This window comes from Terriglobales bacterium, from assembly GCA_035651995.1.
Taxonomy (GTDB): domain Bacteria; phylum Acidobacteriota; class Terriglobia; order Terriglobales; family Acidobacteriaceae; genus DASRER01.
The window spans coordinates 64,501-85,823 of the sequence record DASRER010000046.1; the positions used below are offsets into that span (position 1 = coordinate 64,501).

General features: G+C 65.1%; 19 protein-coding genes and 1 riboswitch. Of the genes, 6 read left to right on the forward strand and 13 right to left on the reverse strand.

The genetic code is table 11. From position 1 onward, the window contains the following. Positions 1-88: 88 nt before the first annotated feature. From VFA60_15615 to VFA60_15625, 3 genes are all read right to left on the reverse strand, one after another. Positions 89-886: a TIGR00282 family metallophosphoesterase gene (locus VFA60_15615; GenBank protein HZQ93220.1), complete on the reverse strand. Its 798-nt coding sequence runs from the start codon at positions 884-886 to the stop codon at positions 89-91. A gap of 1,030 nt (positions 887-1,916) precedes the next feature. Beyond that, positions 1,917-3,581: a chaperonin GroEL gene (gene groL / locus VFA60_15620; protein ID HZQ93221.1), complete on the reverse strand. Its 1,665-nt coding sequence runs from the start codon at positions 3,579-3,581 to the stop codon at positions 1,917-1,919. A 301-nt stretch (positions 3,582-3,882) separates the two neighbouring features. Further along, the gene (locus VFA60_15625; GenBank protein HZQ93222.1) at positions 3,883-4,218 is read right to left on the reverse strand and encodes a co-chaperone GroES; all 336 of its coding nucleotides are present in this window, start codon (positions 4,216-4,218) and stop codon (positions 3,883-3,885) included. A gap of 282 nt (positions 4,219-4,500) precedes the next feature. Here VFA60_15625 and VFA60_15630 point away from each other — a divergent pair, with 282 nt between their 5' ends. Further along, on the forward strand, positions 4,501-5,541 hold the full coding sequence (locus VFA60_15630) for a M48 family metallopeptidase (GenBank protein ID HZQ93223.1): 1,041 nt from the start codon (positions 4,501-4,503) through the stop codon (positions 5,539-5,541). 271 nt (positions 5,542-5,812) lie between these two features. Here VFA60_15630 and VFA60_15635 read toward each other — a convergent pair whose 3' ends face one another. Next, positions 5,813-6,259, reverse strand: a complete 447-nt coding sequence (locus VFA60_15635) for a transcriptional repressor (protein ID HZQ93224.1) — start codon at positions 6,257-6,259, stop codon at positions 5,813-5,815. A gap of 170 nt (positions 6,260-6,429) precedes the next feature. Here VFA60_15635 and VFA60_15640 point away from each other — a divergent pair, with 170 nt between their 5' ends. Next, positions 6,430-8,754: a TonB-dependent siderophore receptor gene (locus tag VFA60_15640; protein HZQ93225.1), complete on the forward strand. Its 2,325-nt coding sequence runs from the start codon at positions 6,430-6,432 to the stop codon at positions 8,752-8,754. A 47-nt stretch (positions 8,755-8,801) separates the two neighbouring features. Here VFA60_15640 and VFA60_15645 read toward each other — a convergent pair whose 3' ends face one another. The 3 genes from VFA60_15645 to pheA all read right to left on the reverse strand — a co-directional run bounded on the left by VFA60_15645 (position 8,802) and on the right by pheA (position 12,674). Continuing rightward, complete coding sequence (locus VFA60_15645) at positions 8,802-9,308, reverse strand: hypothetical protein (GenBank protein ID HZQ93226.1); 507 nt, start codon at positions 9,306-9,308, stop codon at positions 8,802-8,804. Positions 9,309-9,541: 233 nt separating this feature from the next. After that, positions 9,542-11,686, reverse strand: a complete 2,145-nt coding sequence (locus VFA60_15650; protein HZQ93227.1) for a hydantoinase/oxoprolinase family protein — start codon at positions 11,684-11,686, stop codon at positions 9,542-9,544. Positions 11,687-11,858: 172 nt separating this feature from the next. Further along, entirely contained in the window at positions 11,859-12,674 is an 816-nt protein-coding gene (pheA, locus tag VFA60_15655) for a prephenate dehydratase (GenBank protein HZQ93228.1), read from the reverse strand. Between the two features lie 205 nt (positions 12,675-12,879). Here pheA and VFA60_15660 point away from each other — a divergent pair, with 205 nt between their 5' ends. The 3 genes from VFA60_15660 to VFA60_15670 all read left to right on the forward strand — a co-directional run bounded on the left by VFA60_15660 (position 12,880) and on the right by VFA60_15670 (position 14,960). After that, positions 12,880-13,032 carry a lmo0937 family membrane protein gene (locus VFA60_15660; protein ID HZQ93229.1) on the forward strand — a complete coding sequence of 51 codons (153 nt, stop codon included), beginning with the start codon at positions 12,880-12,882 and terminating at the stop codon, positions 13,030-13,032. Between the two features lie 470 nt (positions 13,033-13,502). Then, the gene (locus VFA60_15665) at positions 13,503-13,691 is read left to right on the forward strand and encodes a hypothetical protein (GenBank protein HZQ93230.1); all 189 of its coding nucleotides are present in this window, start codon (positions 13,503-13,505) and stop codon (positions 13,689-13,691) included. A gap of 111 nt (positions 13,692-13,802) precedes the next feature. After that, positions 13,803-14,960 (forward strand): pyridoxal phosphate-dependent aminotransferase, encoded by a 1,158-nt coding sequence (locus VFA60_15670; protein HZQ93231.1) that lies wholly within the window; start codon positions 13,803-13,805, stop codon positions 14,958-14,960. A 202-nt stretch (positions 14,961-15,162) separates the two neighbouring features. On the opposite strand, the gene VFA60_15675 is transcribed toward VFA60_15670, so the two are convergent. From VFA60_15675 to crcB, 6 genes are all read right to left on the reverse strand, one after another. Next, the gene (locus VFA60_15675) at positions 15,163-15,819 is read right to left on the reverse strand and encodes an MBL fold metallo-hydrolase (protein ID HZQ93232.1); all 657 of its coding nucleotides are present in this window, start codon (positions 15,817-15,819) and stop codon (positions 15,163-15,165) included. A gap of 128 nt (positions 15,820-15,947) precedes the next feature. Beyond that, the gene (locus VFA60_15680; GenBank protein ID HZQ93233.1) at positions 15,948-18,017 is read right to left on the reverse strand and encodes a M13 family metallopeptidase; all 2,070 of its coding nucleotides are present in this window, start codon (positions 18,015-18,017) and stop codon (positions 15,948-15,950) included. Positions 18,018-18,157: 140 nt separating this feature from the next. Then, positions 18,158-18,388 carry a hypothetical protein gene (locus VFA60_15685; GenBank protein ID HZQ93234.1) on the reverse strand — a complete coding sequence of 77 codons (231 nt, stop codon included), beginning with the start codon at positions 18,386-18,388 and terminating at the stop codon, positions 18,158-18,160. A 129-nt stretch (positions 18,389-18,517) separates the two neighbouring features. Further along, positions 18,518-19,654: a carboxypeptidase-like regulatory domain-containing protein gene (locus VFA60_15690; protein HZQ93235.1), complete on the reverse strand. Its 1,137-nt coding sequence runs from the start codon at positions 19,652-19,654 to the stop codon at positions 18,518-18,520. A 500-nt stretch (positions 19,655-20,154) separates the two neighbouring features. Further along, the gene (locus VFA60_15695) at positions 20,155-20,355 is read right to left on the reverse strand and encodes a hypothetical protein (protein HZQ93236.1); all 201 of its coding nucleotides are present in this window, start codon (positions 20,353-20,355) and stop codon (positions 20,155-20,157) included. 94 nt (positions 20,356-20,449) lie between these two features. Further along, entirely contained in the window at positions 20,450-20,830 is a 381-nt protein-coding gene (crcB, locus tag VFA60_15700) for a fluoride efflux transporter CrcB (protein HZQ93237.1), read from the reverse strand. 17 nt (positions 20,831-20,847) lie between these two features. Further along, a riboswitch (Fluoride riboswitch) is annotated at positions 20,848-20,921 on the reverse strand. Positions 20,922-21,059: 138 nt separating this feature from the next. Between crcB and VFA60_15705 the strand changes: the two genes are divergently transcribed. Then, the gene (locus tag VFA60_15705; GenBank protein ID HZQ93238.1) at positions 21,060-21,308 is read left to right on the forward strand and encodes a hypothetical protein; all 249 of its coding nucleotides are present in this window, start codon (positions 21,060-21,062) and stop codon (positions 21,306-21,308) included. The last annotated feature ends 15 nt before the right edge of the window (positions 21,309-21,323 follow it).

Sequence of the window (21,323 nt, forward strand, 5' to 3'; positions counted from 1 at the left end):
GAGTCACCCGAGCTTGCGTGGCGCGGACGCCCTCGTCCGCGGCCTTTGATTCTGCTCTTGCCGACGACCAACGACCGACGACCAACGACTAGCTCTTAATCACCAGCCGCTCAATCTTCGTCGCCCGCCCCGTCGCCGCGTCGCAATCAATCACCGCCGCGCACAGCCACGGATCGCCTTTCGCCGCCTCCCAGCGCGCCGGCATGCTGGTGCGGAAGCGGTTCAGCACCAGGTCTTTTTCCACGCCGATCACCGAGTCGTACGGCCCGGTCATGCCCACATCGGTCTGGTACGCCGTCCCCTTCGGCAAGATGCGCTCATCGGCCGTCGGGATGTGCGTGTGAGTTCCCAGCACCGCCGTCACGCGCCCGTCCAGGTGCCATCCCATCGCCACTTTTTCCGACGTGGCCTCGGCGTGCATGTCCACCAGCACCACCTTCGCCTTCACGCCGGCGAGCAGGCGGTCGGCCACGCGAAACGGGTCATCGTTCTGGATCATGAAGACGCGCCCTTGCAGGTTGATTACGGCAAACGGCACGCCCGCGCGGGTCTTGCCCTCATACAGCCCCCGGCCCGGCGTTCCCTCCGGATAGTTCGCCGGACGCAGCAGCCGCCGCGCGTTGTCCCTGAAGCTGTCGGCCCCGAGCTGGAAGTACTCCACGATCTCGCGCTTGTCCCACACGTGGTTGCCGCTGGTGAGCGCGTCAAAGCCCATCTCGAACATCTCGTCGGCAATCTGCGGCGTCACGCCAAAACCGGCGGCGGCGTTCTCCACGTTGGCAATGGCCAGGTCAATCCCGCGCTCTTTCACGAGATGCGGCACATGATGATGAACGAGTTGCCGCCCCGCCCGCCCGAAGATGTCGCCCACAAACAGGATCCGCAATCGCCGCTCCCGCAAACGTTTTATCGTAGCAGACCCGAAAGGCTTCACCGCCGAGGACGCAGAGATCGCAGAGGTCTGCTGCAGGACTTCCTTACCGCGGGTGAACGCGGATGACGCGGATCGCTACACGCCCCCCATCCCGCAGGGACGGCATTCGTTAGCACGACATGTACCCTCCCCCCGCCCACTTCACTGGAATCATGAAGTTAAGCGTGCGGGTATGTTGCGGGTATGTTCGTTTAAAGGAGTTACACGCAAAGTATGTTGTTTACTCGACTTAGCGCAAGACGAGTGCGCGGCAACGCGGGCTTCGCGAGCGGGCATGGCGTTTGCGCGAGGGATACTCCTCCGGTGCGGTCCAGCAGAATCATCAGTTTAGCGATGGGGATCCGATCGTGATCCGATGATCTAAAGGAGTTACACGCAAAATCCGCCGGAGAAAGGAGTTAGCGCGTGAACAGGTTGTCAAAGAGCGTTGATTCGTAGATCAGGCCCGCGCGTCTGGACGCAGCAGGCCTTGCTTCCAGCGTAGCAGCTTTGGTGGGGAGAATGGGAAGGGAAGGCGAAACTCTATTTCGAGCGTGTAGTTGGAGTTCCGAAGAAAAGGCACGTTGCGGGGCCTTGACAAGATTTTGAAGAACGTCCGGATTTCTTGCGAGCAGGCTTTCGTTAGCCGGGGCTAAAGCCCCGGTTTTATAGCATGGCTATCCGCGGGGCTAAAGCCCCGCGCTTCCACCGAGGAAAGCGCGGATTTCTTGAGGAGCGGGTGGTTTCATTGTGCCGGGGCTAAAGCCCCAGTTCTATAGCATGGCTATTGGCGGGGCTAAAGCCCCGCGCTTCCACCGGGGAAAGCGCGGATTTCTTGAGGAGCGGGTGGTTTCATTGTGCCGGGGCAAAAGCCCCAGTTTCATCAAGAGGGCTGGCACTCGCGGGGCCAAAAGCCCCGCGCTTCCACCGGGGAAAGCAAAAAAAAGCCCCGCGCTTCCGCGCGGGGCTCCTGACATCTGACCACTAACCACTGGCCACTGGTTTAGTACATTCCGCCCATGCCGCCACCATGTCCGCCCGGCATCGCGGGTTCCTTCTTTTCTTCCGGAACCTCGCTGACCAGGGCTTCGGTGGTGAGCATCAGGGACGCGATCGAGCCGGCGTTCTGGAGCGCGGTGCGCGTGACCTTGGTCGGGTCAATGACGCCCGCCTTCACCAGGTGCTCGAACTCGCCGGTTTGCGCGTTGTAGCCGTAGTCGGCTTCCTTGTGGTCGCGGATCTTGCCGACCACCACCGCGCCCTCTTCGCCCGAGTTCTGGACGATCTGGCGCAGCGGCTCCTCCAGCGCGCGCTTCACGATGTTGGCGCCGATCTGCTCGTCGGCGTCGAGCTTCAGCTTGTCGATGGCCTCAACGCAGCGCACCAGCGCCACGCCGCCGCCCGGGACAATGCCTTCCTCCACCGCCGCGCGCGTGGCGTGCATCGCGTCTTCCACGCGGGCCTTCTTCTCTTTCATCTCGGTCTCGGTCGCGGCGCCGACCTTGATGACGGCAACGCCACCGACCAGCTTCGCCAGCCGCTCCTGCAGCTTCTCGCGGTCGTAGTCGCTGGTGGTCTTGTCGATCTGGCTGCGGATTTCCTTCACCCGTCCTTCGATTTCCGCCGCCTTGCCCTTGCCCTCGACGATGGTGGTGTTGTCCTTGTCGATGGTGACCTTCTTGGCCTGGCCCAGGTCCTGGACCTGCACGTTCTCCAGCTTGATGCCCAGGTCTTCGGTGATGGCCTTGCCGCCGGTCAGGATGGCGATGTCCTGCAGCATGGCCTTGCGGCGATCGCCGAAGCCCGGCGCCTTCACCGCGCACACCTGCAGGGTGCCGCGCAGCTTGTTGACCACCAGGGTGGCGAGCGCTTCGCCTTCCACGTCCTCCGCGATGATGAGCAGCGGGCGGCCGCCCTTGGCGATGTTCTCCAGCAGCGGCAGCAGGTCCTTCATCGAGCTGATCTTCTTTTCGTGGATCAGGATGTAGGCGTTCTCCAGCACCGCTTCCATGCGCTCCGGATCGGTGACGAAGTAGGGCGAGAGGTAGCCGCGGTCGAACTGCATGCCCTCGACCACGTCGAGCTGCGTCTCCATGGTGCGCGACTCTTCCACCGTGATGACACCGTCCTTGCCGACCTTCTTCATCGCCTCGGCGATGATGCGGCCGATGGTGTCGTCGTTGTTGGCGCTGATGGTGCCCACCTGGGCGATCATCTCGCCCGAGACGGGCTTGGAAAGCTGGTCGAGCGCGCCCTTGCTGCGCTCACCGTCTTTGCCCACCTTGCCGCAAATCGCTTCCACCGCCTTCTCGATGCCGCGCTTCAAGGCCATCGGGTTGGCGCCGGCCGCGACCGTCTTGACGCCCTCGCGGAAGATGGCCTGCGCCAGCACGGTGGCGGTGGTGGTGCCGTCGCCGGCGACGTCGCTGGTCTTGGACGCCACTTCGCGCACCATCTGCGCGCCCATGTTCTCCAGCGGGTCCTTCAGTTCGATTTCCTTGGCCACGGTGACGCCGTCCTTGGTGATGGTCGGCGAACCGAACTTCTTCTCGATGACAACGTTGCGCCCCTTCGGGCCCAGGGTGACCTTCACCGCGTCGGCGAGCACGTTGACCCCGCGCAAAATCGCCTGCCGTGAATCCTCACCGTGAATAATCTGCTTAGCCATTGCTGTCTTCTCCTCTTCCAAACTTTTGTGAGCGGCTGTGCGCTCGGCTGGTTTGCAAATTCGTTTCTGAGCGAAGCGTCTGCCAGCTTTCGAAGTTGCACAGCTTCAAGTTTCAAAAACCCAGGTTGCGAAGTTTCACAGTTTCAAGCTTCAGAACCGGGCGCGACTGGCTTTCCCTGGTGTCCTGCGTGCCCTTCGTGCCCCCTGTGTTCAGCTTCTGACGTTGCCTTCGTGTTCCTTCGTGCCCTTCGTGTTTCAGCTGTTTGACTTCGCTCGAAACTCGAAACTTGAAGCGCGAAACCTATCTCCTGGATCCGGCTTTCGCTGGCTCTTCCTTGCGGGCGCCGGTCAGGATGCCGAGAACCTCTTCCTCGCGCATGATCAGCACCGGGTCGCCGTCGATGGTGACTTCCGTGCCGGCGTACTTGCCGAACAGGATGCGGTCGCCTTCCTTCACTGCCAGGGGAAACACCTTGCCGTCTTCGTTGACCTTGCCTTTGCCGATGGCCACCACTTCACCCTCCTGCGGCTTGTCTTTCGCCGAGTCGGGAATGATGATGCCGCCGCGCGTGGTTTCAGCCTCTTCCACCCGCCGCACCAGGATTCGGTCGTGCAGGGGCGTAAACTTTGTCGCCATGTGCTACTCCTTTCAAATCAGCTAAATAGGGGTAAATGAAAACCGTTCGCGGTCGCGAATGCTGTGGGGCGGAGGGTCGTTGTTAGCACTCCGCCAGACCGAGTGCCAATGTATCAATGAGGGTTGATTCCTGTCAAGTCTAGCGGGTCAGTTCCGAGGTGGTGGGGGGGCGCTCGGGGCGGAAGGGGATTGCGGTGTGAATGGGGTGAGAGTGGTGGTTGGCAGGCGGGAGCAACAGGCGGGAGGGTGCGGCGGCTCTAACTGGTTTGAAGGTTGGGCCCCATGCGTGTTGCCGTTGTCCTGCTGCTGGTAGCTGCCGGGTTGGCGCAGGAGACGGCGCCGACCCCGCTTCCCGAAAGCTGCCCGCCTCGATCGGTCGCGGCATCCTCCGCCGGCATGCCGGAGGACGCGAAGGAGGACGGTAAGCGCTCGAAAATCCCCACGAAGTACGACGTAAGCCGCATCGGCGATCGCGGGATCGGCGGCGGGATGAATTTCTATTCGCTGGACAAGGAGCAGCTGCTCGGCAAGGAGCTGGCGGAGGAGATCGAGCGGTCAGCGAAGCTGGTGAGCGATCCGGTGATCACCGAGTACGTGAACCGGATTGGGCAGCAGCTGGTGCGGAACTCCGACGCGCGCGTGCCGTTCACCATCAAGGTCATCGACAACGACGAGATCAATGCGTTCGCGCTGCCGGGCGGGTACTTTTACGTGAATACCGGGCTGATCGAGGCGGCGGACAACGAGGCGGAACTGGCGGGAGTGATGGCGCACGAGATCGCGCACGTGGCGGCGCGGCATGCGACCAAGAACGCGACCAAGGCGGAGATCTTCAACCTGGCGTCGATACCGCTGATCTTTGTCGGCGGGCCGGCGGGGTATGCGGTGCGGCAGGTGGCGGGGATAGCGATGCCGATGTCGTTCCTGAAGTTCAGCCGCGACGCGGAGCGAGAGGCCGACCTGCTGGGCCTGGAGTATCAGTACGCCAGCGGGTATGACCCGGAGGCGTTCATCGCGTTCTTCGAGAAACTGGAGTCGAAGGAGAAGAAGAAGCAGAACGTGCTGGCGCGCGCGTTCGCGACGCATCCGATGACGGAAGACAGAGTGAAGCGGGCAGAGCGCGCGATGGAGGACATGCTGCCGGCGAAAAACCAGTACATCGTGAGCACGAGCGAGTTCGACGACATCAAGGCGCGGCTGGCGCAGTTGGAAAACCGGCGGCGGATTGATGAGGGCAAGGAAGGGAAGCCGACGTTGCGGCGACGCGATGGCGAAGCGACGGATGACGGCGGCCCACCGACGTTGAAGAGGCGGCCGAATTAGTTTCGTGATCGCGCCCCGCGCCGGCGCGATTGCTTTCACGCCCTCGCGAACTGCACAGGTCGTGAGCCCGCACAGCGCGCGGCCCGGGACGACCCGTTTGTTTCCTCGTCACATTCTGATGGACACAAACATCACACGGGCGGGGCCGCCTGTCTCCATAGCACCTGGATGGTGACCGCCGGGAGCTGCGAGGGCAGTGAGCGGCAAGCCCGGCGCGGCGAGGATCGAGCACAAGAGCGGGCACGCCCCGGGCTGCAGCGTCGCCAGCAAATCATTTGCGGCACTGCGAGCAGTAGCCGCCGATCTCGAGGCGGGCGACGACCACGTGGAAACCGCACTCTGTCTCGACCGAGCGGGTGAGCTTGCGGAAGAGAGTGCTTTCGAATTCGGCGACGGCGCCGCAGCGGAGGCAGGTCATGTGGAGGTGATCGCGGCCGATCTTGCGCTCGTAGTAGTGGCCTTCGCCTTTCACGTGCATGAGATCGAGCTCGTCAATGAGGCCGTGGCGCTTGAGGAGGCCGAGGGTACGGTAGACGGTGACGCGATCGACGTTGGGGTTGAGGCGACGGGCGCGACGGAGGAGCTGTGAGGCGTCGAGGTGCTTCTGAGCGGTTTCGATAACGGCGAGGATGGCGCGTCGCTGACGCGTCATGCGGACGCCGCGGCGAACGAGTTCGCCGAGCAGGGCGCCGGGGCTTTCCGTTTGAGGCAGAGGCATAAGGGTCCACGTTCAGTCGCTGGCGGCCGGCGAAGGCCAAACCAATCACAAGCCCAAAGAAGCCCACGATACGAGTTGCAAGTAGTTGCAACCTGTTTGCAACAGAATCTGGGCCGAACCGTTGACAGCGAAGCGAGCAGTCCCGTTAAATCGAAAGCATGCTATCTCAGATGCAACTAAGTTGCAAGTCGTTCAGGCGGGTGGCGCCCGTCGTGTTCGGCGTGTGCCTGACAGCGACCGCAGCCATGGCGCAATCGGTCTGCGGACGGGTGGTGGACAGCTCGCACGCGGCGATCCAGGGCGCGCAGGTCACGGCCAGTGGAGGGGCGGCAAAGTGGACGGCGGTGACCGACGCGGCCGGGGAGTTTCGGGCGCCGGCGGCGCCGGGGCGAACCACGCTGCGGATCAGCGCGGCAGGATTCGAGACGCGGTCGTGGGTGCTGGAGGGGAACGGCCCGCCAGACGCAGAAGTGCGGGAATTCGTGCTGCGAGTGGCGCGGGTGAGCGAGACGGTGACGGTGACCGAACCGGCCGGCGAGCAGATTGCGACGATCACGAGCGCAACCAAGACACCGACGGCGCTGGTTGACGTCCCGCAGTCGGTGACGGTGGTGGGCCGCAAGCAGCTGGGCGAGCAGATGATGCTGAGCATGGCCGACGTGGTGCGCTACGTGCCGGGCGTGACAGCGGTGCAGGGTGAGAACAATCGGGACCAGCTGGTGATACGCGGGCAGAGCACGTCGGCCGATTTCTTCGTGGACGGCGTGCGCGACGACGTGCAGTACTACCGCGATGTTTACAACGTGGAGCGAGTGGAGGCATTGAAGGGACCGAACGCCATGGTGTTCGGGCGCGGCGGAGGCGGGGGCGTGATCAACCGGGTGATGAAGGAAGCGGACGCGGCGCCGGTCCGCGAGTTCACGCTGCTGGGCGGGGCGTTCGGCGATCGCCGATTTGCGACGGACCTGGACCAGCCGATCAGCGAGCGGCTGGCGGTGCGGCTGAATGGAATGTACGAAATTGCGGACAGCTTCCGCCGGTTTGTGGGCCTGGAGCGCTACGGGACCAATCCGACGGCGAGGCTGAAGGTCACGAAGAACACGACGGTCACGAGCGGGTATGAGTACTTTCACGACGGGCGGGTGGCGGACCGCGGCATTCCGTCGTTCCACGGTTTGCCGGTGGATGTGCCGGCATCGCTGTACTTCGGGGACCCGGACCAGAGCCGGGTGCGAGCGCGGGTGCACCTGGGATCGCTGAGGGTGGAGCACGTGGCGCGATCGTTCGTGGTCCGGAACCGCTTTCTGATCGGCGACTACGATCGCGGGTATCAGAACTTCGTGCCGGGGGCGGTGACGCCGGACGGGACGCGGGCGGCGCTTTCCGCATACAACAATGCGACGAAGCGGCGGAACCTGTTCAACCAGACGGACGTGACGCGGCTCGCCTCGAGCGGCAAAGCGAAGCACACGCTGCTCGGCGGCGTGGAACTGGGAAGGCAACTGACGGACAACTTCCGCAACACGGGGTTCTTCGGCAACACGGCGACATCGATCCTGGCGCCGGTGTCGAATCCGGCGATCTCGACGCCAGTCACGTTTCGGCAGAGCTCGACCGACGCCAACAACCACGTGACGACGGTGGTGGGGGCGGTGTACGGGCAGGACCAGGTGGAAGTGACGCGGTGGCTGCAACTGCTCGGCGGCGTACGGTTCGACTACTTCGACCTGAACTTCCACGACAACCGGACGGGCACGGAACTGCAGCGGGTGGACCGGCTGGTGTCGCCGCGTGCAGGCGTGGTGCTGAAGCCGATGGCCGCGCTCTCGGTGTATGGGAGCTACAGCGTGTCGTACCTGCCGAGTTCGGGCGACCAGTTCTCGTCGCTGACGGTGATCACTCAGCAGGTGAAGCCGGAGCGGTTCACCAACTACGAGGTCGGCGCGAAATGGAACCTGTTGCGCGATCTTGCGGTGACGACGGCGGTGTACCGGTTGGACCGCACGAACACGCGGGCGAGCGATCCCAACGATCCGACGCGAATCCTGCAAACCGGGAGCACGCGGAGCAACGGGTTCGAGGCGGGCGTGAGCGGGAGCGTTACGCGACGGTGGGGAATTGCCGGCGGGTACGCCTACCAGGACGTGTTCATCACGGGGGCGACGACGTCGGCGGCGGTGGGAGCGCAGGTGGCGCAGACACCGCACCACACGTTCTCGTTGTGGAACACGTACCGGATCATGCCGCGACTCGGGGCCGGCCTGGGAATTGTGCAGCGCAGTGACATGTTCGCGGCGGCGGACAACACGGTGCGGCTGCCGGGATATGTGCGAGCGGACGCTGCCCTTTACGTGACGCTGACCGAGCGAATCCGAATGCAGGCGAACGTTGAGAACCTTTTCGACCGGCGCTACTACCTGAACGCGGACAATAACAACAACATCTCACCGGGCCCGACGCGGGCGGTTCGGGTGGGACTGGCGGCGCGTTTCTAGGAGCTTTCCGTCGCGAAACCGGCAGCCCTGGCGCAAGGCGGCGCGAACTATTCCGGAGGCGTTGGAGGCAGGGGCGGCGGGGCGGAGCCAGAATCGGGAAGGATGCGGGACTTGGCGGTGAACTTGCGACAGCCGCGGAAGGTGGTCTGGTTATGTGAGCACTGCGACGGACGGCGACGACAGGCACGAGTTTCCGAATCGATGGGAAGGACGAACGTGGTGCCGTCGCCGAGCGGAACGTCGGCGTACTGGATGGTCAACTCGGAGCGCGTGAGCTGCGCGCCGCTCGCGGCGAGCGCGGGAGTGCGGAATTCGAGACGCAGAGGGTGGGCGGTGATGGCGTCGATCCAGAGGCGGCCTTCGAAGGCGGGGAAGTAGCTGGCGCCGTTGACGCGCACCTCGTAGCTGCGGTTGTTGGCGGCGTCGACGCGGAAGTCGTAAGCGAGCGCGGAGCGGTTCTGGATTCTTTCTTCCCTGGCAAAGCGGAATTCGGTCTTGCTGGTTTCCACGAACAGGACAAGCAGGTAGTTGCCGAACTCGCCGATGGACCACATGCCGGAGAGTTCGGCGTAGTCCTTGGCTGCGGGCTGGCCGTTAACGGTGATGTCCTGGAAGCGCTGCTCGCCGTGCTCGTAGGTGACCAGGGATCCTTCGACTCGCGCTTCGCGCTCGCTCAGGATGACGACTCTGGATGGACCTAGGGATCCTTCGACTCGCGCTTCGCGCTCGCTCAGGATGACAGCTGGAGCGGTAGTGATCGTGGAAGCGGAGACGCAGCAAGCTGTCTCTACGATCGTTTCGTTTCGAGGATGAGGTTCAGGGCGTGGTCGAGGTGGAAGCGCACGCCGGGTGGGACGACGGTCGTTGCGCTGTACTCGGTGATGATGGCAGGGCCGCGGTAGGTGCGGTTGGGCGCGAGCGAGTCGCGGTCGTGGATCGGGGTTGGGTAACGCTTGTCGTCGAAGAGGGCGGCGTTCCGCACGTTCGCGGCAATACGGCCGCCGCGAAGGCGGGGCGCCTTTGCTTTGCTGGTGCGCAGCGACGGCCGGAGTGGCGGGGAGGCGATGGTGGCGCGAAGGCGCAGGGTGACGATTTCCAGGTCGCTTTCGGGGCGGCTGTATCCGTAGCGTCGCCGGTGCTCGGCGTGGAAGGCGGCGAAGAGGCGGTCGAGGCTGAACTCGCGCGCGATGGGGATGTTGAGTTCGTATCCCTGGCCGTGATAGCGGAGGTCGGCGGACGCTTCGAACGCGACGTCGCCGCGCCAGGATTCGGAGGCGAAGTCGCGAGTGGCGAAGGCGCGGAGGTCGTCGAAGACGGATTGGACATTGTTGGCGAGGAGCTGCTGCGAGCCGACGGCGCGGACTTCGGCGGCCGGCGTTGCCGGGCTTCCGATGATGATGTTGCCGAGGCGCTTCGGTGTGACGCGGAGGAGGACCGTGCGGGAGTAGTCCTTGACGACGTCGGAGACGAGGATGCCGAAGGCGGAGAGGGCGCCGGGATATTGCGGGACGATGACGCGCGGGATGCCGAGGGCGGCGGCGAGTTCGCAGGCGTGCATGGCGCCGGCGCCGCCGAAGGCGACGAGGGAGAAGTCGCGGGGGTCGTATCCGCGCTCGATGGAGACGACGCGGATGGCCTTCTCCATGGTGGCGTTGACGACGCGGATGACGCCTGCGGCGAAGCGCTCGAGCGACATGCGCTGCTTCGAGCGCCGGAGCCAGGCTTCGGTGAGGCGGCGGGTGCGGGCGAGGTGGAGGCGGAAGTCGCCGCCGAGGAAGCGGTCGGCGGAGATGCGGCCGAGGAGCAGGTTGGCGTCGGTGACGGTGGGCTGGGCGCCGCGGCCGTAGCAGATCGGTCCGGGATCGGCGCCGGCCGATTCGGGGCCGACGCGGAGCGCGCCGGCGGCGTCGAAGCGGGCGAGCGAGCCGCCACCGGCGCCGACGGTGTGAATGTCGAGCATGGGAACGCGCACGGGAAAACCGGCGACTTCGGCTTCCGACGATGCGCGGGCGACGCGGTCGACGAGGGCCACGTCGGTGGAGGTGCCGCCCATGTCGAAGGAGATGATGCGGTCGAATCCGCTGCGGCGCGCCATGGCGGCGGCGCCGACCACGCCTCCGGCGGGGCCGGAGAGGACGGTGCGGACGGGCTCGCGGGCGGCGGCTTGGAGAGCGGTAATGCCTCCGGAGGACTGCATGACGAAGACGCGGGTTTCTTTGCCGAGCTGCGCTCGGCCTGCCCGGACGCGACGTCCGGGCCTACGCAAGCCGTCAAGCCGTGCGGCGAGACGTTCGAGATAGCGCTGCATCACCGGTTGCAGGTACGCGTTGACGACGACGGTGGAGGCGCGTTCGTACTCGCGGAATTCCGGCAATAACAGATGAGAGATGGAGAGCGGCACGCCGAGCTTCTTGAGCGCGCGGGCGGCGGCGCGCTCGTGACCGGCATTCGCGAATGAAAACAGCAGGGAGATGGCGATGGCCTGCGGGCGGGCGGCCTTGACCGCCTTCACCAGCGCGGCGAGCTCTGCGTTCTGGAGCGGGATGATGACGCGGCCGTCAGGGCCGGTGCGCTCGGCGAGTCCGAAGCGGAGTTCGGCGGGGACGAGGGGCGGAATGCGGTCGAAGAAGAAGTCGTAGAGGCGCGGGCGGGCCTGGCGGCCGATCTCGATGGTGTCTTCGAAACCGGCGGTGGTGATGAAGGCGACGCGGGCGCCCTTGCGCTCGAGCAGTGTGTTGGTGCCGACCGTGGTGCCGTGGAGCAGGAGGATTGGACGGCCGGCGGCCAGCTTCTTCGCGCCGGAGACGATGGCGCGCGAGGGGTCGCGCGGGGTGGAGAAGAGCTTGACGATGCGGAGCCGGCCTTGATCGAAGGTCAGGCAGTCGGTGAAGGTTCCGCCGGTGTCGATGGCGATGCGAAGCGGTCCGGGCACGGGAGCGGGATTATAAAGGCTGGTTGGTCTCCGGCCGTCGGTGGTTGGCAGAAGTTCAACCGCGACCACGAAGGGCACGCAGGAAGCCCAGCCGATCCGGTCATCGGTTGGATAAAGAATTAGGGTCAAAGGCGCCCAAGGCACGCCCAGCCTGCGTACACGCGGTGTACGTTCATTTCGCTTCGGGGTAAACCCCGAGGAGCTTGACGCGCTGGGCGGCGCGGGCGAGATCGCGGAGCGCGGCCCGGGATTCGCGGTCGTCGCCGCGGAGGAAGTCGGCGAAGAAGACGTACTCCCAGGGGCGTCCGCGAACGGGGCGCGATTCGATTTTGCTGAGGCTGATGCCGCGCGACGCGAAGCCGCTGAGCGCGCGGTACAAGGCGCCGGGCTGGTTCTTCAGGAAAAACGCAATCGAAGTCTTGTTGGCGCGGGGGAGCGGTCTGCCGGCCCGCAGCACCAGGTAGAAGCGGGTGAAGTTCTGCTTGTCGTCTTCGATGCCGCGGAGCAGGAAGCGCGCGCCGTATTCGCGGGCGGCCGCGCGTCCGGCGATGGCGGCGGTGTCGCTCAGCTGCCGGGCCATGACGTGCTTCACGCTTCCGGCGGTGTCGTAGAAGGGCACCGGTTCGATGTTGCGGTGGCGCTTGAAAAAGTCGCGGCATTGCGCGAGCGCGACGGGATGAGAGAGCACGCGGCGGACGCCGGCAAGCTTCACGCCGGGGGCGGCGAGCAGGTTGTGCTCGATACGCAGGCGGAATTCGCGCTGGATGAAGACCGGGCGCTCGAGGAGCAGGTCGTAGTGCTCGCTGACGGGGCCGGCGAGCGTGTTCTCGATGGGGATCACGGCGGCATCGACGCGGCGGGCGCGCAGGGCGTTGAAGACGTCGAGCGAGACGGCGCATGGGACGACGGAGCAGCCGGGCAGCATTTGCCCGGCGGCGGCGTGGCTGAACGAGCCGAGCTCTCCCTGGATGGCGACGCGCAAGGCCATGAAGGACACAGCTTACAGGGCGGAGCAGGGCGGCAGCTACCCGGCTGCGGTTGCCCAAAGGAGGGCATGGCATGGTTGTCCGCAGGAGGGAATTCCGCGGGCGGTTTTGAGCGTGGCCCAGGCCCTGGGGTGACAACCCGCGCTGCTGGCGGCGCACCGAACTGTGTAGCGGTACGAACCCCGGAGTCGGTGGGAGGGAGTGCTTATGCTGTGGACCCTGTTTGTCGTCCTGTTAGTTCTATGGCTGCTGGGAGTGGTGAGCAGCTACACCCTGGGCGGATTCATTCACATTCTGCTGGTGCTGGCAGTGATTGCGTTGATCTTCCAGCTCATCAGCGGCCGCCGGACAGTCGTATAGCACCCTGCCGCCCTACGGGGAGGTCAACGGGGGATTGCTTCACGTCGCGTAGCGTAGTCGCGGTCGGTATTGCGAAGGGGCGCCTGAGGGCGTCCCTGATTTTTTTGGTCGTTCGTCGTTAGTGGCTGGCGGGCCCCTTCGCGCTGTCATTCTGGTCTGAGAGTTGTGGCTCGGCGCCGGCGGGCGAGGGCGCGCGCCGCTACATCGTCCCAATCCGAATCAGGTAACTGCCCTAGCACGAACGCGTGAGTACTAGGGGCTACTCTGGATTGTGAGTTCCTTTCCATCCGGGTACTTTCGTTACATTTTTAGGCCGTGCCGAAGACGCGGACCAGACGTCTTGGCGGAACGCTCAATTTGAGCAGAGCAACGTCGGCGGGGCATGCAGAAACGTCATGCCTCGCCGGTGTGTTTTTCAGGGGGCGTGGGCGCTCAGGTTCGCATAGACTCGAGGTGAACGAGGCACGAGGATGGCAACGGAAGTCAGGCCGTTTCCGGTGGTTGAGGTGGGCGGGGCGGCGCAGCTCGTGGCGATCGCGCCTCGGCTGGCTTCGGTGGACCTGTTGTGGCTGACGGCGCTCGTCATCCTGTACTTCCCGTGCCGGTGGTGGGCCGAGTGCAAGCGGACGCATCGTGCGTGGTGGGTGAGCTACCTGTAACCGCCGCATTGCGGAACTGCCAAACTGCCGAATTGAAAAACCTGTGCGCGGGCAGCTTTCGATGCGGCAGTCCGCAGGTTGGCAATTCGACAATTCCGGTACACTCCCGGAGTGAAATTCTCCTCCCGCACATCGTGGGACCTGGGGCCGAACCGGCTGGCGTCGGCGCTGGCGGAAGCGCGGGCGGCGGGGCGGGAGATTCTGGACCTGACCGAATCGAACCCGACGCGCTGCGGGTTCCAGTACAACGAGCGCGAGATCCTTGGGGCCTTGAGTGACCAGCAGTCGCTCGTCTACGAGCCGGAGCCGCGCGGGCTGCCGCGCGCGCGGGAAGCGGTGGCCGGGTATTACACCGCGCGCGGAGCGGAGATTTCTTCGGAGCAGATTTTTCTTACGACCAGCACAAGCGAAGGCCATTCGCACCTGTTTCGACTGCTGTGCGATGCGGGCGACGAGGTGCTGGCGCCGAGTCCGAGTTATCCGCTGTTCGATTTTCTGGCGGCGCTCGACAACGTGCGGCTGGTGCGGTATCCGCTGGTCTACGACCACGGGTGGCAAATTGATTTGCACGCGCTGGAGCAGGCGATTACGCCGCGCACGCGCGCGGTGATGCTGGTGCATCCCAACAATCCCACCGGATCGTATGTGAGCGCGGGCGAGCGCGATGCGCTGAATGCACTCTGTCGCGAGCGCGGGTTGGCGCTGGTGGCAGATGAGGTGTTTCTGGATTATCCGCATGATGGCCCGGCGCGGACGAGCTTTGCCGGGAATGCGGAGGCGCTCACGTTCGTGCTGAGCGGCCTCTCGAAGATTGCGGCCCTGCCGCAGATGAAGGCGGCGTGGGTGGCGGCGTCGGGGCCGCAGGAGTTGGTGGCGGCCGCGACCGCGCGGCTGGAGGTCATTGCCGACACCTTTCTCTCGATGAACGCGCCGGTGCAGCACGCGTTGCCGGTGCTTCTGGCGCAGCGCGTAAACGAGCAGATCCAGGCGCGCGTCGCGCGAAACCTGGCCGAACTGGACCGGCAGCTGGGGGCGCAGAAACCGGTTTCGCGACTCAACGTCGAAGCGGGATGGTATGCGGTGTTGCGCGTGCCGGCAGTGGGCAACGATGACGACCTGGCGGTGGAACTGGTCCGGCGCGAGGGGGTCCTGGCGCATCCCGGGCATTTTTATGATTTTCAGCGGGAAGGATTTCTGGTGGTCAGCTTGATTGCGCCGGTTGCAGCGTTTGCGGAGGGGATGAAGCGGGTGTTGCGGGTAGTTGGGTAGCGTCGCCCCTACGCGCTCGGACTTGATGCTGCTCTCCCAGCGCTCACGTGCTGGGCCAGCGAATGGCGTCGCTCCGCGACTGCGCGGACGGGGGCGTCGGCGCCACGCGGTCTGGGCTCGCTGCGCTCAGGATGACCCGGGGGAGAGAGGGGTCCAATTGCCCGCCGTTTCTGATTCACTGTCCACGATCTCTATCCACTTTTCACTCGCGCGCGTATTGGCCGGCGATTTTTCCTGTCAGGAATGGATTGGTTGCGCGCTCCTTGCCGATCGTCGTTGCCGGGCCGTGGCCGGGGATGACGCCGGTTTCGTCGGGCAGGGCGAGGACGCGGGTGTGCAGCGAGCGCAGGATGGCGGGCAGCGAGCCGCCGGGCAGATCGGTGCGGCCGATGCTGCCGGCGAAGAGCGTGTCGCCGGCGAGCAGAAGTTTTTCCGCGGGAATGTAGAGGCAGACGCTGCCCTCGGTGTGTCCAGGGGTGTGCATGACCGTGCCCACGATGGAGCCGGCGCGGATGGCGTCGCCCTCGGCGAGGCTGGCGTCGATTTCCACTTTGCCGGGCGAGCGCATGCCGACCCATGCGGCCTGCACATCGAGCATCCTGAGCAGCGCGAGGTCGTTCTGGTTCAGCAGAATGGGCGCGGCGGTGGCCTGCTTGAGCTTCATGGCGCCGCCGACGTGGTCGATGTGCGCGTGGGTGATGACAATCTGGCGGACAGTCAGCTTGTGCTCGCGGATGAGGGCGAGGATTCCCTCGATTTCGTCACCTGGGTCGATGACGATGGCTTCGCGAGACTGCTCGGCGGCAATGATGGAACAGTTGCATTGGAGCGGGCCGACGGGGAGGACGAGGTGAAGCATCGTCCTATTGTAAAGATCGCCGGCGGCGCGAAACAAAAGCTGAGAACCTTTCACACAAAGTGCGCACGAAGGCCCGGCTGGATGCGTGCCTTCGCGCAACCTTTGTGATTTTCGTGTGAGACCCCGGCCTACCAGACGCGGCAGCGGTTCTCGCGGACCATGGGCTGGCCGGCCTTGCAGGAAAACGCTTTTTCGAATTCCGGCATGTTCACCACCAGTCCGTTCACGCGGTGCTTGCCGGGCGAGTGCGGGTCGGTGGCGGCGTTGAGGCGCTGGTTTTCGGGGCGATCGTTTTCGCAGGCCCACTGCGCGTAGCCGACGAAGAAGCGCTGCTCGGGCGTGAGGCCGTCTCGCGAGGTGAGCTGCTGGTCCCTGGTCTGCTCCTTCCACGCCATCCAGGCAAGGATGAGGCCGCCGAGATCGGCGACGTCTTCGCCCTCGGTGAGCTTGCTGTTGATCTTGATGTCGTCCACCACGACGTACTGCGCGTACTGATCGACGATGCACTGGGCGCGCTTGTTGAATTCGGCGGCATCTTCCTTCGTCCACCAGTCGCGCAGATTGCCCTGGGCATCGAACTGGCGGCCCTGATCGTCGAAGCCGTGGGTCAGCTCGTGACCGATGGTGCCGCCGGTGTTGCCGTAGTTGGGCGCGTCGTCGAGCCTGGCATCGTAGAGGGGCGGCTGGAGCACGCCGGCGGGGAAGTTGATGTCATTCATCTGCGGGTTGTAGTAAGCGTTCACGGTGGGCGGCGTCATGCCCCACTCGCCGCGGTCGAGGGGCTTGCCGATCTTGGCGAGCTGGCGGCGCGACTCGAATTCTCCGGCGCGGTGCACGTTGCCGAGGAAATCGTCGCGCTTGATGACGACGGAGCTGTAATCGCGCCACTTGTCGGGATAGCCGATCTTGTTGGCGGTGGCGTGCAGCTTGGCGAGCGCCTGCGCTTTGGTTTGCGGGCCCATCCAGGTGAGCTGGTTGATGTCCTGCTCCATGGCCTGCTCGATCTGCCTGGTCATGAGCAGGGCCTTGGCCTTCAGGTCGGGGCCGAAGGTGCGAGCGACGAATTCCTGGCCGAGGGCCTCGCCGAGCTGGCGGTCAACGAGCGACACGCAGCGCTTCCATCGCGGGCGATTCTGCTGGGTGCCGCGGAGGGTGCGGCTGTAAAAGTCAAAGTCGGCGTCGACGAATTTTGACGAGAGGTAGGGCGCGTTGGAGCTGAGCAGATGGAAGCGAAGGTAGGCCTTCCAATCGTCGAGCGAGGCGGACTGGATCTGCTGCTCGAGTTCCTTCATGAAGGCGGGCTGCGAGACGTTGATGACGTCAATCGTGTCGAGGCCGCCGGCCTTCAGGTAATTGTCCCAGTTGAAAGACGGCGTGAGAGCCTTGAGTTCGGCGCGCGACATCTTGTGGTAGAGCTTGTAGGGATCGCGGCGCTCAACGCGCGTCAGCGACGCCTTGGCGAGCGCGGTCTCCATGCGCATGATGGCGGCGGCCTCGTTTTTGGCGGCGTCAGGCGAGTCGCCAAGGAGCTGGAGCATGGCGGCGACGTGCGCCAGGTACTTCTGGCGGAGTTCCTCACTCTTGGGGTCTGTTTTTGTGTAGTAGTCGCGATCGGGCAGGCCGAGTCCGCCCGCGCCGGCATAAGCGATGATCTGGGAGGAGTTGCCGAAGTCCTGATTGGAGCCGAAGCCGAACATGGTTGAGCCGCCGGCCCCCGCGGTGAGCTGCATGCGCGAGAGCAGCCCGGCCAGATCACCCTTGGAGTTGAGAGCGGCGATGGCGTCCAGTTCGGGCTTGAGCGGCGCGAGGCCGGCTTTCTCGATCGCAGCTTCGTCCATGCAGGCGGCGAAGTAGTCACCGAGTTTCTGCTGGATCGGGCTGCGCTTGGCGCCGGGTTTCGCGAGGTCGTCGAGGATTCCCCAAAGAAATCTTTGGTTGTCGTTGAAGAGCTTGCCGTAAACGCTCCAGCGCGCCTGGTCGGGCGGGATGGGATTGTTCTTCTGCCAGCCGCCGCAGGAGTAGGCGTAGAAGTCAACGCACGGGTCGGCGGAGCGGTCCATGGCGCTGGTGTCGAGGCTGGGGATGTAGGGAAGCGCCCTGGCCGGTGTTTCTTTGGGCGGCGTGGCGGCAGGAGCGGCAGTTTGGGCGACAGCGGTCAGGGCAAGCAGGCACACCAGGAACAAAACACAGGACTTCATGCGACGGAATCTCCTCTGTGAGAGCGCACCAGTGTACACGTTGGACGGAGCAGGGAGCGCGGGGGAAGCGGGCCTCAAGCTCGTGGCCGCGTGCCGGCGGGCGCGGGCGCCGGCCGCTACCACTTGCGGTCCATTGTCTGCTAAGCGACGGCGATCCAGCGATAGCCGGCGAGGGCGTCGATTTCCACGGCTTCGCCGTCGGCTGCCAGCTCGCGGAGGAGGGCTTCGGCGTCGGAGGCGCTGACGAAGAAGTTTTCGCTTTCCAGGCGCGCGGCAAGTTCGGCGGCGTTCACCGGCAGGAAATGGCCTTCGGCGGTGCGGGCGCTGCTCAGGATGTGGCGAGCGGCCTCACGGCTGGATTCGAAACGCAACCGAACTACAGGACGATTCTCAAGCCCAGCCGACATAGCCCATCTTGTATAGGACGGAAGTCGCTGGGCGTCAATTACCCGGAAATGGTGCAGTGGAAAACGCGTTCGCCGGTTGTCAGGCGCCGGTTGTCAGTTTCCGCCGCGGAGTTGCGGGCGCTCGGAGAACGTTGGGCCGATGGCGAGGCGGATGGGCGGGATTTCGGTTTGATATCCGGCGGGGCGCAGCGGGACGTACTGAAGCACGCGGCGATAACCAGGCGCGGTGACGACCAGCTCCGCCGAGTCGCGCTGCATGCCGCGAAGGAGGAATTGTCCGCAGATGTTGGCGCGCGTGGTTACACCGGCCATTTCCAATTGGGCGTTGGGAACCGGGTTGCCTTCAGCGTCGGTGACTACGCCGCTGAGGATGCGCATGCGCCGCGCGTTGTAGCGGCTGCCGGCGTGAAAGACAGCGGTGCCGCGGAAGCCCTGCGTTTTGCCGTAGAGGCGCCGCAGCCCGCCGATGGTTTCATTGAGCGCCTCCGGTGACGGCGATTCGTAACGGGCGAGCGCGAAGTAAACGCGGGCGCGATGCAGCATCTCGCTGCTGCCGGGAATGCGGCCGGCGACGTCGGCGACCGTGGCGCCCACCAGCGGCCCGCCCTCGTCGCCGTAGAGCATGAGATAGAGGCCGTCGGCGGCGTCGGCCAGCCGGGGCGTGGCGAATTCGGGGACGCCCTCCATGCCGGGCATCCACCAGGCGACGGCGGCTTCCAGGGGCATTGGGTCGGCGACGCTGCGCAGCGTGCGCAGCAGGTCGACGTAGCCGGCGGCGATCTGCCGGCGTACCTCCGGCTTGCCGCAGTCCCAGTCGGGATCGGTGTAGGGCTCCACGTCAATCAGCAGGCCTTCGATGCCGGGCAGGGTGGCGGCGGCGTGAACGCGCTGCACGGCAGCGGAACGATCTTTGAGGAAGCCGGGGTCCTGAAGAAGCATGGCCTTCACGTGATGCTTGCCGCGCCGCAGAGCGCGCACGGCGCAGGCGACCTGCTCGCGTCCTTCGGGCGTGGCGGGAATGAACGCCGGGCCCTGCTCGACGCTGAGCAGGACCGTCGGGCGGAGGTCGAGAGCGGCGAGGCGCTGCTCGATTTGGGCGCAGGCGGGCTTGCCGGCGAACAGGTCGTACACGAAGACCGAGTCTTCCAGCGCAGCGTGAGCTGCGCCGGCCGACAACACGACGGCCAGCAACACAAAGCCGTGCCAGGCGGCTGGTGGTACGCGGCGCATGAATCCGCCTATTCTTCTGTTCTTCTGTCCAGGGCGAAGTCTTGTTGCGATGCAGGCGCTCGGGGGCCGCCTTTCCGGACTGCGGTCCGGAGGTCCCATCGCCGACGCGTGGAGCGCGGCGGTGAGGAGCAGAATTTTAGTTTTGTTGCGTGGCGGCGGCGGCGGGAGGAAGGACAGGAACCAGGAGAGTAAACAGGATGACCCTCGAGAGCAAGTGGCTGCGCAACAGGGTCATACGTGGAAGAATCGGACCTGATGCTTGAAGTTTATTTTGGCGCTGAGGATCGCCTGCCGAGTGAGCAGAGCATGGGCAGGGACCCTTCGACTCGGCGGCCCGCGCGCAACGGGCCGCCTGCGCTCAGGATGACACCTGCGCGCGGCCTTCCCGCATCATCCCCCGGCGGGACAAGGAGAAATCGCGGCCACACAGGCGGTTTCGCAATGGGAGAGGCATGTTACGGAGAAGGCAGCAGCGGGTCAATGCGGGCGGCGGCGCGGCGTCAGGGCTTGCGTGTGCCGCCCCTGCGGCCGAGCGCGACGTCGGCCAAGTCGTAGAACTTCTGCAGGGTGGGGTGTTCGGCGGCACGGCCGGGCGGGAGCGGGATGAGGCGCGGCCCTTCGTCGCGCGCTGCCGGGGACTCCGGAGACAGCTTGACGACGCGCGCCTTCTTTGCGGCTGGCTTGCGCTTTTTTCGTTTCACGCCGGGACCCGGACGAGTGGCTGAAAGTGATGATCAGGAGCTTGGCGCCATTATAAACACCGCATCGCGGGATTCGACTCGCCGGCCCGCGCGATCAACCGGCGTGCCGATTGTGCAGCGCGATGCCGGCGACCACGGCAAGCAGCGAAAGCACGTTGTTCAACGCGACGTTGAGAAAAAACTCGCGGAGTTGCCCGGCGTGCCAGTAGGCGAGGCTCTCGTAGGCGAAGGCGGAAAAAGTAGTGAAGGCGCCGCAGAAGCCGGTGGCGGCGAGGAGGCGCCAGCGGTCGTGATCGTGGTCGGCAGTCCAGGTGAGCACGTAGCCCACGATGAGGCAGCCGAGCACGTTCACCAGCAGCGTGCCGACGGGAAATCCGTGGTGCCGCGAGAATTCGGAGGAAAAGTGAGTGAAGGCGAAGCGGGCGAGCGCGCCCAGGACGGCGCCGGCAGACAGATACGCGAGATTCTCGATCATGGAGAACTCCTACTCAGAAATGGGTAGGAGTCATCAGCCCCGGGGGACTCTGTGGGGCGGTTAAGGGCGGAACTCCATCGCCTAACTAAATGGTAGTAGCTGGGGCGGATTGAGGTCAACCGGCAGCAGGGAACGACGATGCTCGGGGCTGGCCGGCCGCGACAACCGGAATTCGCCGCAGAACCTTAGGCGGGAGCGTGAGTACCCGAGTTTCAGCATCCAAGACGGCATGGTTTGGTTCCGGCGGTTTCCGGTGGGCATGGGGAGGCTGCTGGAGGTGGTGTGCACCGAGTGTCACGTCCGCCTCGGGGCGAGCCCGGTGGAAAAAAATCTTCTCATCGTGGAGCAGCTGCATCAGTGCCCGGCGGAGGTGGTGTGGCAGCCGGGACCGCCGGAGCGACGGCGCTCCGCGCGTCCCGATGGCCGTGAACGGAGGCGGAACGAGCGTCCGGACGGCCATGAGCGGCGGCGCCTGTGACTGAAACCTGCTCGA

Coding starts and splice junctions, on each gene's coding strand:
- groL (HZQ93221.1), bottom strand. CDS start 3,581: ATGGCTAAGCAGATTATTCACGGTGAGGATTCACGGCAGGCGATTTTG.
- VFA60_15625 (HZQ93222.1), bottom strand. CDS start 4,218: ATGGCGACAAAGTTTACGCCCCTGCACGACCGAATCCTGGTGCGGCGG.
- VFA60_15630 (HZQ93223.1), top strand. CDS start 4,501: ATGCGTGTTGCCGTTGTCCTGCTGCTGGTAGCTGCCGGGTTGGCGCAG.
- VFA60_15635 (HZQ93224.1), bottom strand. CDS start 6,259: ATGCCTCTGCCTCAAACGGAAAGCCCCGGCGCCCTGCTCGGCGAACTC.
- VFA60_15640 (HZQ93225.1), top strand. CDS start 6,430: ATGCAACTAAGTTGCAAGTCGTTCAGGCGGGTGGCGCCCGTCGTGTTC.
- VFA60_15645 (HZQ93226.1), bottom strand. CDS start 9,308: ATGTGGTCCATCGGCGAGTTCGGCAACTACCTGCTTGTCCTGTTCGTG.
- pheA (HZQ93228.1), bottom strand. CDS start 12,674: ATGGCCTTGCGCGTCGCCATCCAGGGAGAGCTCGGCTCGTTCAGCCAC.
- VFA60_15660 (HZQ93229.1), top strand. CDS start 12,880: ATGCTGTGGACCCTGTTTGTCGTCCTGTTAGTTCTATGGCTGCTGGGA.
- VFA60_15665 (HZQ93230.1), top strand. CDS start 13,503: ATGGCAACGGAAGTCAGGCCGTTTCCGGTGGTTGAGGTGGGCGGGGCG.
- VFA60_15675 (HZQ93232.1), bottom strand. CDS start 15,819: ATGCTTCACCTCGTCCTCCCCGTCGGCCCGCTCCAATGCAACTGTTCC.
- VFA60_15680 (HZQ93233.1), bottom strand. CDS start 18,017: ATGAAGTCCTGTGTTTTGTTCCTGGTGTGCCTGCTTGCCCTGACCGCT.
- VFA60_15690 (HZQ93235.1), bottom strand. CDS start 19,654: ATGCGCCGCGTACCACCAGCCGCCTGGCACGGCTTTGTGTTGCTGGCC.
- crcB (HZQ93237.1), bottom strand. CDS start 20,830: ATGATCGAGAATCTCGCGTATCTGTCTGCCGGCGCCGTCCTGGGCGCG.
- VFA60_15705 (HZQ93238.1), top strand. CDS start 21,060: ATGGTTTGGTTCCGGCGGTTTCCGGTGGGCATGGGGAGGCTGCTGGAG.